The 13,718-nt window shown below is 42.6% G+C and carries 10 protein-coding genes; all 10 read right to left on the bottom strand.

Annotated elements, in window-relative coordinates; translation table 11 throughout:
- Positions 1–153 precede the first annotated feature (153 nt).
- A complete protein-coding gene (locus H8Z79_RS01040) occupies positions 154–1,212 on the bottom strand; it encodes a substrate-binding domain-containing protein (RefSeq protein WP_187002658.1) in 1,059 nt (352 codons plus the stop codon).
- Positions 1,209–2,804 carry a response regulator gene (locus tag H8Z79_RS01035; RefSeq protein ID WP_118039355.1) on the bottom strand — a complete coding sequence of 532 codons (1,596 nt, stop codon included), beginning with the start codon at positions 2,802–2,804 and terminating at the stop codon, positions 1,209–1,211. The genes H8Z79_RS01040 and H8Z79_RS01035 overlap by 4 nt, the downstream gene beginning before the upstream one ends.
- A gap of 41 nt (positions 2,805–2,845) precedes the next feature.
- Positions 2,846–4,363, bottom strand: coding sequence for a sensor histidine kinase (locus H8Z79_RS01030; RefSeq protein ID WP_118039354.1), 1,518 nt, complete (start codon positions 4,361–4,363; stop codon positions 2,846–2,848).
- Positions 4,360–5,373 (bottom strand): substrate-binding domain-containing protein, encoded by a 1,014-nt coding sequence (locus H8Z79_RS01025; RefSeq protein ID WP_118039353.1) that lies wholly within the window; start codon positions 5,371–5,373, stop codon positions 4,360–4,362. Before H8Z79_RS01025 ends, H8Z79_RS01030 begins: the two co-directional genes overlap by 4 nt.
- Before the next feature lie 114 nt (positions 5,374–5,487).
- Complete coding sequence (locus H8Z79_RS01020) at positions 5,488–6,645, bottom strand: ABC transporter permease subunit (RefSeq protein ID WP_015541922.1); 1,158 nt, start codon at positions 6,643–6,645, stop codon at positions 5,488–5,490.
- Between the two features lie 40 nt (positions 6,646–6,685).
- Positions 6,686–8,227 carry a sugar ABC transporter ATP-binding protein gene (locus H8Z79_RS01015; RefSeq protein ID WP_117942533.1) on the bottom strand — a complete coding sequence of 514 codons (1,542 nt, stop codon included), beginning with the start codon at positions 8,225–8,227 and terminating at the stop codon, positions 6,686–6,688.
- Between the two features lie 98 nt (positions 8,228–8,325).
- Positions 8,326–9,456, bottom strand: a complete 1,131-nt coding sequence (locus tag H8Z79_RS01010; protein WP_118039352.1) for a substrate-binding domain-containing protein — start codon at positions 9,454–9,456, stop codon at positions 8,326–8,328.
- A gap of 246 nt (positions 9,457–9,702) precedes the next feature.
- Positions 9,703–10,497 (bottom strand): shikimate kinase, encoded by a 795-nt coding sequence (locus tag H8Z79_RS01005; RefSeq protein WP_118039351.1) that lies wholly within the window; start codon positions 10,495–10,497, stop codon positions 9,703–9,705.
- Positions 10,498–10,597: 100 nt separating this feature from the next.
- Positions 10,598–12,913 carry an ABC transporter permease gene (locus tag H8Z79_RS01000; RefSeq protein WP_118039350.1) on the bottom strand — a complete coding sequence of 772 codons (2,316 nt, stop codon included), beginning with the start codon at positions 12,911–12,913 and terminating at the stop codon, positions 10,598–10,600.
- 12 nt (positions 12,914–12,925) lie between these two features.
- Positions 12,926–13,624, bottom strand: coding sequence for an ABC transporter ATP-binding protein (locus tag H8Z79_RS00995; protein ID WP_118039349.1), 699 nt, complete (start codon positions 13,622–13,624; stop codon positions 12,926–12,928).
- Positions 13,625–13,718: the final 94 nt, after the last annotated feature.

The raw sequence follows: 13,718 nt of genomic DNA, 5'->3' as shown, positions 1-13,718 counted from the left end.
TTTGTAAGCTTTTCTTCTCTTAGTACTTCCAGATCTTTGAACCGTCCTGACAGATCAGATACGAGACGCACTTTCTTACATTTAACACTTTCAGATTTCTAAAACTATCTGGAGATACCAGCCATGTTCCGCATTTATACACCGACTGCAATCTCACTTCACATTCAGATATACATCCTCTCTTGTGTGGAATCCTCCATCTATGATCACTTCATCCAGATTCTCCGCGGTCACTGCCACAGGTGTGATCTTATAATACGGTATCTCATTCGAACCGTCATTGAAAGTCTCATTAACGGAAATCCCATTTTCTTCCTTACTGATATCCTCTCCGTTTCCGAGTCTGACGGCAAGTTCTGCCGCCGTTGAAGCTTCCTGCTCGATTGGTTTGTACACCGTCATTGTCTGGGTACCTTCCACGATCCGCTGGCATGCTGCAAGGTCCGCATCCTGTGCTACAACAGCCACCTGTCCGGCAAGACGGTTCTCTGACAGCACTTTTACCGCCTGGCTTGCAAGGTCATCATTTCCACACATAACCCCGACAACATCATCCGTAACCTCCAGTCCTTTATTTACATGTGTAGCCGCCAGCTCTGCCAGCCAGTTATCACAGTACCCACTGTAAACTATATCCAGATTACTGTCTTTTAAGGCTTCTTTAAAGCCCTTCTCAACTTCCTCTACATTCTTATCAGTCGGAGACCCGTAAATGGCAAAGATATTTCCACCATCAGGGCAGGCTTTGATCAGAGATTCTCCCATCAGCGTTCCAACCATCTCATTGTCGATCGTGATATACAGGTCTGCATTTACATTAGGTGTGATTCTGTCATAGCAGATAACATAAATCCCCTTGCTCTTTGCTTCTTTCACAACATCATACAGTGCGTCACCGTCAATCGGGATGATTACGATCACATCCTTCTTCTTCTGGATAAAATACTCGATCTGAGAAATCTGCTCATCCACAACACCGCCGGCGACCTGCACATTTACTTCTGCCCCCAGCCCCTGTGCTGTCGATACAAACATATCGCGGTCACGCAGCCATCGCTCAATAACAAAAGAATCAAAACTCAGCCCAATCTGAAGTTTATCAGCTTCTTTTGAATCCTCACTGGCAGTTTCCTCTGTTCCGGTTCCGCATCCGGTCAGAAGAATCAACACCAACACTCCAATTATCAGAAAAATACCCGTTTTTCTTTTCATTCCCCATACCTCGTTTTATATTCACTTGGTGTCATATCCGTCTGTTTCTTAAAAATTCTGCTGAAATAGTTCGGATCTGTATAACCACTCCGTATTCCGGCTTCCTTGATACTGATGTCCGGTTTTACAAGAAGTTCCTTCGCTTTTTCAATACGGATCTTCGTCAGATATTCAATAAAATTTTCACCGGTCTCTTCTTTAAAAATCTTACTGAAATAATACGGACTGATATTCACAAGGCCTGAAACATCGTCAAGTGAAATATCTTTACTGTAGTTTTCCTGAATATACAGCATTGCTTTCTTTGCTACGGAATTGGACCGTTCTTCCTTCTGATCCCGGATTGCCCGGCAGGCATTGACCATTTTATCAAGGAACCATTTACGGAGTTCTTCATAGTTTTTGCAGGCCATCGCCACATCCAGATAGTCGCGGCGATAACTGAATCCATAATTGACTGCGCCCGCCTCAAATGCTTTCTTTTCGCCCCAGATAATATATTCCAGTACTTTCAGACGGATGTTGTTCATGTCCTCCGCATAATGCGCCAGCATCCAGTCAAAGAACTCATTCATCTCCTGTACGCATTCCTTTTCTTTCCCTTCTTCCAGATAGCGAAAAATACTTTTTTCCATTTCTACCGGAAATTCTTCATCATATACACCATTCTGAGAAAGGTCTTCAATATGTATCACGCGGCTCTTGCTTCCGTTCAAAGCACGAAGTGCCTCACGGTAAGAGCGCTCCATTTCCTGCATTTCCCGCACCCTTCCGATACCGATTCGGAATTTTGCCTCAATCCTTCCCTCAAGCTTCGAGATCAGACTCCTCGAACTTTCTACAAGGTCGATTCTCTCCTCATAAGGCTTTGCCGAAATCGGACACGGAACAACGATTGGAATACGGTTGGACATGATAGAACCAACTGCACAGGAAAAATAAGATTTCACAATATCCCGAATTTCTCCGTAAAATTCCTGTGCTTTTACATTCATACCGATCGGGCTGACCAGTCTGCCATTCTCATAAGACTGACCAAACTGCAGGATCATGACATATCCCTGACTGTCTTCAATGTCCAGAAGCTGCTGGTAATAATCTGCCGCCTGCATTTCCTGCTGAAAAAGCAGGCTTCCGACAAAACTGCTCTCCACAACCGGAATGACCGTCTCCAGTTTTTCCTGAATCTTTAAGAGATTGCTTCTCTGATTTCGTTTTGCATCAACTTTTCCGATTGCCTCCTCTACAGCCGCAATAATCTTTGCTCTGGGTATAGGTTTCGTCAGATAACGTTCTACGCCCAGATCGATTGCTTCTTTTGCATAATCAAATTTGTCATATGCCGATACTACATAAAACAGTGCTGTGGTATTAAATTTTCGTATCTCCCTCATTGCCTGAATACCGTTGATTCCGGGCATATGAATATCCATAAACACCACATCCGGATGGAAAGTTTCGGCAATCTCTGTAACTGCCCTTCCGGTCTTTGCAGTCTCAACGACACATTCCTCTCCAAATGCACCGGCTATGACACTTTTGAATGCTTCCAGCATAATTCCCTCATCATCTGCTACCAAGATTCGATACATACTCTCATTTCCCCTTTTGCTTACCTTCTGTTGTCTGATTTCTATTCTCCGTCTTTTGGAATCTCCGTGTCATCTTTTTCAACAGGAATCATAATATGAACCGTAGTTCCGGTATCCGGGCCATCACTTTCAATCGCAAAAAACTCTTTTTGTTTATAATAAAGCTGCAGCCTGTCGATTACATTTCGAACCGCAATTCCTGTAGAAAAACGATCTTCATTATCCTGTGAAGCACTGCCTGACATTACTTTTTCAATCATTTCTTCTGTCATTCCGGCGCCATTGTCACTGATCGTAATATCCAGCATATCTTCATTCTGATGAATCGACATCCGGATCCAGCCCGTTTCCATACAGTCATGAATGCCATGCTGCACCGCATTTTCGACCAGTGGCTGAAGAATCATACTCGGAATACGAATATTTTCGATTCCTTCATCTACTTCTTTGATATAGGTAATATCTCCCGCAAAACGGACATTCAGAATATAAATATAGTTATCAACGGCCTCTACTTCTTCCCAGAGCATCGCATCTTCTTCCATCTTGCGTACATTATATCGAAAAAAATCTGCCATTTTTTCCAGAAAAACACCTGTCTTGTCCGCATCTCCCATCATGGCAAGCTGCGCTCCTGCATTGAGACTGTTAAACAGAAAATGCGGGTTGATCTGTGCCTGCAGATATTTGAGCTGTGCTTCTTTAAGATGTGTTTCCATAAGAAGCTCCCGTTCTTTCATCTGTGCCTGACGCTCCATACTGTCTTTCAACTGATCGATACTCTGGCGGATGCTTTCCAGCATCTGGTTAAAGCTTCGGGTTACAATTCCAACTTCATCCTCTACCACAACCGGAAGCTGCGGGACATTTAAATTTCCCTTCGCCACTTCATGTGCCGTATTGGACAGTGCGGTAAGCGGCCGGATCATGTTGCGTACCAGAAGTGTCGTTACCACGAGGCCAAGTGCATAAACCACCAGCATGACCGCGATACACAGTTTGTACAATACATTCATCGCCGATAAAAGGAGCTGATAGTTTGCAGAGTTCATCTTGAACCGCAGATTATTCAGCTTATAGCTATACGAATTGATATATTCATACAGTTTATGTTCATCCTCATAGGAGGTCTTGTACTTCTCAACATTTCTGCCTCGCTTTGCCTGTACCGTTTCATTTGTCTGATCCAGATAAGTTTCTGACATCCTTCGGATGTTTTTTTCAAGCATTTTTGCTTCATTATCCAGATTCCGGTCATTCAGGTCTTCGAGCAGATTCCTGTAATTCTGTTCATAGCGGTAATAATTTTCCAGCGCCTGCGAACTGTTTGTATTCAGATATTCATAAACGGTACTTTCCACCTGTTCAATAGAATCTGAAAGCTCATTTATAGCCGTATTGCTGGAAAAAACCGCATCAATTCTTCCCACCGCCGTACGGATCTGGGCAAAAATAAACACATTGATACCAAGCGCAAAAATCAGGACCAGAAGCATAACACCACTCAGTCTGGTCTGTATGGAATTTTTTACAGCGGAGAATTCTTTTTCATCTTTCATTTCTCATCCTCCGTCCTGTATTCCCTGGTGTTGTCCTTCGTAATCACATGCTGGTCAACACTATAATAGTTATTGCTATGTCCAAAAGATATATATTCGTCCAGTGCATTGACACTGTACCTTCCGATTTCTTCCATATCAAGAGCAATTGCAGAAGAAATAATTCCCTTATCGATCGCATTCAGGGTTACATTAGAATAATAATATCCGATTACTTTTACATTACCAACCTGATTATAGTCTACCAGTGCCTGACAGACACATTCTGTTACAACCTCATCCATACAGACAATCACATCCGGAAGGCTTTCATCACTGACAAACATATCCCGCACAAATTCTTCTGTATCAAAGTCTGCACTGCTGTCCACACAGTATTCCGTCAGATCTACCGACTGTCCTGTTTTTTTCCGGGATTCCAGTTCTTTTTTGACCTGAGAATAAACAAGATTTGTTTCCTGCGTTTTTGAGCTGGATGTCGATAAAAACATCACACTTGTAGAACCTTTATCTTTCAGCATCCCCTGAATCTGTTCTGTATAGGCACTTCCCATCTGATAACTGTTCAGTCCGACAAAGCTGATGCGGCTCGTCGCAGTATCATCTGTCATAACTGTAACAACCGGGATTCCATCCTTCAATGCCTCTGTGATCAGATGCTGTTCTTCTTTACTTCCGTCCGCCTCCAGAATGATTCCATCCACTTTTGAGGCGATCCCGATCTTAAGGCAATCCGCCTGCGAGTATCCATTCATCTGTTCCGGAGAGAGCAGTTCCACATATGCATCTTTGCTTTCTGCTTCTTTTGAGGCGCTTTCATAGACTGACTGCCACATGCCGGTATCCTTATCGTTGGCGATCATCAGATAATGCCGCTGGTAGGCTGTAGCACGCTCTCCTTCTCCCAGCTCGACCCGATCCAGATTTTTCTGAAAATAGATCCAGATCCCCGAGAGAAAAAAGATACACCCAGCCAATATGCAAAAGATTGTCAGTGTAGATTTTTTCATAGTTTCCATTCTTTCTGATTATTTTTCTTTCTATCAGTGTATCACATTTTTTCTGATACTTCAAAAGGGCCATTGCGCCACACGCAATGACCCTTAACATTCATCTGATTTTCATTATCCATTCTTTCTGTTGGATAATACATCGAATACAACTGCAATCAGAAGTACGGCACCTTTTACTACGTACTGCCAGGAATCACCGATACCCATGATTGACATACCCATGTTGATGACACCAAGAAGAAGAGCACCGATTACTACACCGCCTACAGTACCGCTGCCGCCGTATGCGGAAGCACCACCGATGAAACAGGAACCGATTGCATCCATCTCAAAGGATGTACCTGTACTACCGTTTACAGAACCTACACGTGCTGCACAGAGAAGACCTGCAAGACCTGCAAGAAGTCCCATGTTTACGTATGCAATAAAGTAAACTTTGTTTGTATCAATACCGGAAAGCTGTGTAGCTTTCTCATTACCACCGATTGCATAGAAATAACGTCCGAATGCTGTTTTGGATGTAATGAAACTGTAAATCAGGCAGATTGCAACTACCCAGATGAACATAACGGAGATACCTTTGTACTGGAACAGTTTGTAGCAGTACCACAGGATAACAACTGCAATGATCACTGCTTTGCTGTAATCAGAAAATGCTGTATTCTGACGATAGCCTTTTTTCGCTTTGTTTGCTCTGGAACGAATAACATTAAAGATTACATAAACAGCTACTACAACACCAACGATCAGTGCGGAATAGTTTGCAGTATCATCAAGTCCAGGAATGTTGATATAAGATGTAAATACTTTCAGGAAATCTTTGTCCTGAATAGATACAGTCTTGTTATCCAGGATCAGACGTCCGAATCCACGGAAGATGAACATACCTGCAAGTGTTGTGATAAATGGAGGAATACGTTTGTAACCGATCCAATAACCCTGCCATATACCTACCAGAAGACCAACTACCAGACAGATGAGGATTGTCAGGTATGGGTTCATGCCTTTGTTGCTGATCATAACAGCTGCAAGACCACCAACCAGACAGATAACAGCACCTACAGAAAGGTCGATGTTACCACCTGTTAAGATACATAACAACATACCACAGGCAAGGACAAGTACATAACCATTCTGAAGCATTAAGTTTGACATGTTCTGTGCATACAGAAGTCTTCCGTTTGTCAGTCCACAGAACAGGATAAATACGATCACCAGTGCAATGACCATTGTATATTTTCTTAAAAAGTCTTTTACATTAAATTTCATTTTCTTACCCCTTTCCCGGTAGAAATTTCATTCAGCCGCCTTACTTTTTATTCTGCTCCTGCATGATCGAAGCCATGATACGTTCCTGAGTTGCCTCTTCTGCAGTAAATTCACCTGCTATACGGCCCTCACTCATAACATAGATACGGTCACACATACCGAGAAGTTCCGGCATTTCGGAAGAAATCATGATAACTGATTTTCCTTCTTCTACCATTTTGTTGATCAGGCAGTAAATATCATATTTTGCACCTACGTCGATACCTCGCGTCGGCTCATCCAGAATAAGGATATCCGGCTCTGTAAACATCCATTTACCAAGCAGTGCCTTCTGCTGGTTACCACCGGAAAGGTTACCTATCTTCTGCTCATTGGAAGGAGTTTTGGTTCCCATTTCCTTTGTCATCTCATCAGCCATATGCACTTCCATATCTGTGTTGATGATGCCTTTTTCACAGACTTTGGAAAGTCGTGCAAGAGTTGTATTAAAACGAATGGATTCTCCGAGAATCAGTCCGTTTGTCTTACGGTCTTCTGTTACATAAGAAAGTCCGTGACGGATTGCCTCCTGCGGATTTTTGAGATTTACCTTCTCGCCTTTGATATAAAGTTCTCCGGAGATATTGCTTCCGTAACTCTTTCCGAATACAGACATTGCAAATTCCGTACGACCTGCACCCTGCAATCCTGAGAAACCGACAACCTCTCCTTTATGTACTTTACAGGAAATACTGTCATCGACAATTTTTTCCGGATAAAGCGGATGGTGAACCGTCCAGTTTTTAACTTCCAGCATAACTTCGTTGCTGACTTTATGCTTTCTTGACGGATAACGGTCATCCATGGAACGGCCAACCATACCTTTGATGATGCGGTCTTCACTTAAATCATCCACACCTTTTGTCAGTGTCTCGATCGTAGTACCATCTCGAATGATCGTACAGCGGTCTGCACAGTAGATGATCTCATTCAGTTTATGTGTGATGATGATAGAGGTCAGCCCGTTTTTCTTAAATTCCATCAGAAGATCAAGAAGCATTTTTGCATCTTCATCATTCAGGGAAGAAGTCGGCTCGTCAAGGATCAGAAGTTTAACCTTCTTTGAGAATGCCTTTGCGATCTCTACCAGCTGCTGTTTACCTGTTCCGATATCTTTGATCAGTGTCTGTGCAGATTCATGAAGGCCAACCTGTGCCATATGTTTTTCTGCTTCACTGTATGTTCTGTCCCAGTCAATGCTGCCTCTTTTATTCTTAATCTCGTTTCCGAGAAACATATTCTCTCCAATAGAAAGCAACGGAATCAGCGCAAGTTCCTGATGAATGATAACAATACCTTTTGCTTCACTGTCATTTAAGTTTTTGAACTTACATTCCTCACCTTCATAGGTAACGGTACCTGTATAACTTCCATATGGATACTGACCACTTAAAACGTTCATCAGTGTGGATTTTCCCGCACCGTTTTCACCGATCAGCGCGTGAATCTCTCCTCGCTGGACTTCAAGATTTACATTGTCCAGAGCTTTGACACCGGGGAACTCTTTTGTAATGTGATCCATTACCAAAATATTGTCTGCCAAAATGGCGCCCCCTTTCCAAAAAGAGGGCGGGGCTTTTCACCCCGCCCTTAAAATTCAAGTTCTTATATTTTTGATATCTATCTGACTCTGCTCAGTCATCATTCTGCCGGATGAAGGTATCCGTCATCGTCCTGTGTATAGTATCCTGTGTCAACAAGTTCTTCTTTCAGGTTGTCCTTAGTTACAACTGTAGGAACAAGCAGGAAGGATGGGCATTTATGTCCTTCGGATGTTTCATAGGATTCTGTATCATATGCACAATCGAAATCCCATTTGGAGTTTGTGATCAGAGAATCATCAATTGTGTCACCTTTCAGCATTGCTTCTGCAAGGTCAAGAGTAACAACTGCTTCGTTTGCAACTGCTTTGTAAACTGTCATGGACTGTTTTCCATCAACGATGTTTGCAAGGTTAGCTTCGTCACCATCCTGTCCTGTGATCAGAACGTCGTTTTTGCCTGCATAGTCAGATTCGATAGCCTGTGTAACACCAAGTGCTGTAGAGTCATTGGAGCAAAGAGCTACATCAAGCTGTGTTCCGTCTGCATAGTAAGAAGCGAGGATGTTCTGCATTCTTTCCAGAGCTGTCTGTGTATCCCATGCTGCTGTTGCTACGGAATCGAAATCAGTCTGTCCGGAAACTACATTCAGTGTGCCTGCATCCAGATACGGTTTCAGAGTGTCATAAGCACCGTTGAAGAAGTATCCTGCATTGTTATCAGCCGGGTCACCTGCTGTGAACTCGATGTTGTAGGTTTTATCACCTGCATTGTCAAGATCCAGAGTATCAATTACGTACTGACCCTGCAGAGTACCTACTGTATAGTTATCGAAGGAGATGTAGTAGGAAACTGCATCGGATTTGATCAGACGGTCATAAGCGATAACCGGGATTCCTGCATCTGCTGCTTCATCCATAACTGTGTTAAGTGCTTCACCATCGATAGCTGCAACTACCAGGAGGTTAACTCCGTCGGAGATCAGGTTCTGGATATCATTTACCTGACGGTCTGTTTCATTATCAGAATATGTCAGCTCAACATCGAATCCAGCTGCCTTAAACTGTTCTTCCAGATAAGAACCATCTCTGTTCCAACGCTCCAGAGACTGAGTCGGCATTGAGATACCGATTTTTCCGCCTTCGGCTGCTGCATCATCTGCAAATACAGGAACTGCACAGGATGTGATTGCCATTGTTGCTGCCATTGCTAAAACTAATTTTTTCTTCATAAAAGAAACCTCCCATTTTTGTTTTCGCTCTTTAGCTATTTCGTATAGCTTTTTGATGAGATTATAATACCATATGGATATTTTAAACAAAATGGACTGTTTTTTGATGCACCATTCAATTTTTGCGTTCAAAAAAATCCAGACGACACGCGTCTGGACTTTTTGGAGATCTGCTTTTTATTTTATCAAATTTGTGCTATTGACACCGCACAGGATATTCTCAACCAATATATCTCTGTATGTTACTTACTGTTCACTCTGTGAGTCAAGTGCACGAAGTCTGTGTACAAGTTCTTCACAGATCTCAAGCTTATCCTTACCGTCTGTCTCGATAACGATATCAGCTGCTGCCTGATATTTCTCACGACGTTTTTCCATAAGGTCACCAATGAAAGAAACATTCTTATTTCCCTCGAGAAGCGGTCTGTCATGGTTGTCTTTGACACGGTTTAAGATTGTCTCCGGTTTTGCGGTAAGAAGAACGACACGGCCGTTTTTCTTCATCTCAACTACATTGCGCTCTCTCATCGGTACACCGCCACCGCAGGAGATGACCACATTGCTCCTGGACTGCATTTCAATAAGAAGTTCTGTCTCAAGATTACGGAAGTATTCTTCTCCATAGGTCTCAAAAATATCGGAGATGGACATACCTTCTCTCTCTGCGATGATCTGATCCATCTCTACAACTTCCATTGCAAAAACAGTTCTCAGGAAATCAGAGATCGTAGATTTTCCGGCTCCCATAAATCCGATCAGGACGATATTGTAATCAAACAGCTTACGTGCCTGAATTTTTTTACTGTTTCTGGTAATTTCTTCAAAAACAGCTGTCACCTCATCTTTATGGCGTTTGCCTTCCATTCTGCGGTTCAGCCATTCTCTCTGCTTCGCTTCCTGCTCCGGCTGCAGGATCGGAATATCATTTGCTTCTTTGTAAACCATGATATCTTCTACGATTCTGTTACGCATAAGAAGTGCATCCAGAAGAATTTCATCACACTGTCCGAGACTTTCTCTGAGTATATCCAACTGATTCATATGTATCGTTCCCTCTCTTATAAACAAATTTATCGTTATTATAACAGCTATTTAGCGCGTTAACAATATAAAGTGGGGATTTTTCTAAAAAACCTGAATTTTATTCTGCATTCTTGAGTGCTTCACCCATCGGTACCCGACGAATCCTTCTGTATTCCAGAAGTGCAACGATACCATAAGTCACAAACCCGGCGCCAAACATCTTCACATAGATCATCGGATCGATCCACAGTGCAATCCAGCCGGAAATACTCTGCAGCATCATCTCTCTGAAAAGAACTTCCATGATCGTTGTCTCGATCGGAAGGCTGATAAGCAGACAAAGGATGACCACCAGGGATGTTGACAGAATATAAAGCCTGCTGATCTCTCCATTCGTATAACCCAGAATCTTTGTCATAGAGATCGACTGGGCATTTTTTTCGATAATGATCTTTGATAACAGATAGATCAGGATCATATAGATTGCGATTGCAAATACATTGACCAGTCCCATCATACTTCCCATAGAGACATTGAGCTGTCTGGAAATCTTGGTCAGTGCGTCCAGATCGATCACAGAACCGATATAACTGCTGTCAATATCCGTAATCTCCGAGTTACTGAAATATCCGCTGAAATAGTCATCGTCAAAATCAAATGTCTGATTCAGTTCTTTCTGCGACATAAAGATACAGAGACCACCGTTGTAATCATAAACTCCGCCTATTTTGAAGCTGTACTCATCATCTTCATATTTTTCTTTGAGTGTGATCGTATCACCGGGTTTCAGCAGGAATTTATCTGCATAAGCCTGCGAAATATATACACCATCTGAAAAATCCGCATCAATATACTTGCTGTCATCATGGATGCCATACAAAGTAACCTCTTCACTCTTATATTTACCCGGCAGTGTATTCAGAGAATACGCACTGAATTCTTCTGCATCTTCATTGTCCGTCTCTGTATCATGAGAAAACAACAGCATATCCAGCATACCTTCCAGTTTGTTGCTTCCGCCCATCACACTGACCGGCACGGAAAGCATATACTGATATTTCGCAAGCATGTTATTCTGGATTTCCATCTGATAATGATCCAGAGCCGACGGAAGCAGAAGTCCGAACATCAGAAGCAGGTTTGCAAAAATAATTCCGATACAGAGTACCAGATAGTTACTGATGTTCTGAAAGATCACGCGAAGACGGAATCTGCTGAAGATCTTAAGCTTTGGACTTAAGTAAAGAGCTCTCTTCTGCTTTTTTGCAGACAGATCCCTTCGCAAAAATTTGAGTGGTGAAAGTTTCAGTTTCTGGTGCAAAATTGCATAATTGACTGCAAACATAATGATAACCGGAACAACAGTCGTCAGAACAAACGCTTCTGCATTCCATATCGTCTTATATGTCGGCAGGCTGTAGCTTCCATAATACATGTCGGCGCATACATATTTGAATACAGTATAACCCAGAATATTTCCAACCAGAGCTCCCGCCAGCGTTACAATAACCGGCAATGTCATATAATGACGAAGCAGTTCTCCTCTGGTATATCCGGAAGCCCGGAGTGTTCCGATCACACCGGCTTCCTTTGCGATCGTGTTGCTGGTCGTAATTCCAAATACAAATGCCATAATCACAATAATGATATAAAGAAGTATCGCGATCATCGCCTTGTCACTTCCCATGTCATCACCGGTAAAAATAATTGCCTGGTTCTGATACTGTGGCACAAAGCTTTCCAGCGTAACAACTTTACCCATTGCTTTCATCAGGTCTTCGGAAACTTCTTTTTCCTCAAGCTCTGTCTGTGGTTTTTCATTATATATCCACGCATAATTATACTGTAGTTTGTCCTGATTCAGAGTATCAAACTCTTCTTCTGTCACAACACCGACACCGAATTTTACGGAATCAAACATCGTGTCGCTGTTGTTCTGAAACAGACAACTGTAATCAGACAAAGCAACCAGACCAGTGATTTTCCAGCTCTTCTCGCCGTCATCGATCGTGTCTCCGACTTTCAGCTCATTATTGTCTGCATACATACGGTCGATTGCGATCTCACCTGTCTTTTCCGCAAGTTTGCCTTCCATCAGGCAGACTTTGTTGACATCTGTACGGTTCTTAAAGAAACGCATCGTACTGCCATTTGAAAGAGAATCTTCTATATAATAGTTCTCATAGACTTTGACGCCTTCTTCTTCGATTGCCTCTTTCTGTCCACGATACAGACGCTCTCCGAGACGAAAATTGCCATCTTCGATATTGTATTTCTCAAAGCCTTCATTGTATGCATGAATCATACTCCCATCTGCAACCAGAAAACCAGAAACCAGTCCGATCGTTGCAACCATCAGAATAAAGACTACCAGATATTTTCCGAATTCTCCCTTAAGCTCACGGGGAAGCCTTTTTCTCAGAGGACTTTTCATACTATCGCCCCCTTACCATTCAAGATCCGTCGCAGGAATCTTATGTTCATTCTGATAATTCTTACGGATCATACCGTCTCGAAGCTTGACCACACGATCTGCCATATCTTTGATCGCATCATTATGCGTAACCATAACGACCGTATTTCCATATTTCTGATTAACAGTTTCGATCAGCTTCAGAATTTCCTTGGATGTATTGTAATCAAGCGCACCTGTCGGTTCATCACAGAGCAGGATATCCGGATTCTTTACGATAGCACGGCCGATTGCCGTCCTCTGCTGCTGGCCTCCGGACAGCTGGTTCGGAAGTTTTCTCTGATGTTCAAAAAGCCCCAGTGTATGCAGAAGTTCATCTACGTCCAGAGGGCGGTCACTTAAATATGCTCCGACTTCGATATTTTCACGCACAGTAAGATTTGGGATCAGGTTGTACATCTGAAAAATGTAGCCCAGATGCTTTCTTCGGTACTGTGATAATTTCTTTTCTTTCATATCGGCAAGTCGTTCTCCCTCAATAGAGATGCTGCCATCATCGGCACTTTCGATTCCGCCGATAATATTTAAAAGCGTGGACTTACCGGAACCGGACGGTCCCAGAAGAACACAGAATTCTCCTTTTGCAATGTCCAGATCCAGACCACGCAGCACATCCACTTTACTGTCACCTGAACCAAATGACTTTTTGATTCCTCTTATTTCCAAAAACATATATTTCTCCTTTTCCCCTTGATTTCTGACCGTTTTTAGTTAGTCGCATCTATACTTATGTTAGTTCAGGCTATCTTGTTTGTCAAGAATATTT

Origin of the sequence: Blautia intestinalis (assembly GCF_014297355.1) — a bacterium.
Taxonomy (GTDB): domain Bacteria; phylum Bacillota; class Clostridia; order Lachnospirales; family Lachnospiraceae; genus Blautia_A; species Blautia_A intestinalis.
This window is presented reverse-complemented; position numbering and strand designations above follow the sequence as displayed.

Coding starts and splice junctions, on each gene's coding strand:
- H8Z79_RS01040 (WP_187002658.1), bottom strand. CDS start 1,212: ATGAAAAGAAAAACGGGTATTTTTCTGATAATTGGAGTGTTGGTGTTG.
- H8Z79_RS01035 (WP_118039355.1), bottom strand. CDS start 2,804: ATGTATCGAATCTTGGTAGCAGATGATGAGGGAATTATGCTGGAAGCA.
- H8Z79_RS01030 (WP_118039354.1), bottom strand. CDS start 4,363: ATGAAAGATGAAAAAGAATTCTCCGCTGTAAAAAATTCCATACAGACC.
- H8Z79_RS01025 (WP_118039353.1), bottom strand. CDS start 5,373: ATGAAAAAATCTACACTGACAATCTTTTGCATATTGGCTGGGTGTATC.
- H8Z79_RS01020 (WP_015541922.1), bottom strand. CDS start 6,645: ATGAAATTTAATGTAAAAGACTTTTTAAGAAAATATACAATGGTCATT.
- H8Z79_RS01010 (WP_118039352.1), bottom strand. CDS start 9,456: ATGAAGAAAAAATTAGTTTTAGCAATGGCAGCAACAATGGCAATCACA.
- H8Z79_RS01005 (WP_118039351.1), bottom strand. CDS start 10,497: ATGAATCAGTTGGATATACTCAGAGAAAGTCTCGGACAGTGTGATGAA.
- H8Z79_RS01000 (WP_118039350.1), bottom strand. CDS start 12,913: ATGAAAAGTCCTCTGAGAAAAAGGCTTCCCCGTGAGCTTAAGGGAGAA.
- H8Z79_RS00995 (WP_118039349.1), bottom strand. CDS start 13,624: ATGTTTTTGGAAATAAGAGGAATCAAAAAGTCATTTGGTTCAGGTGAC.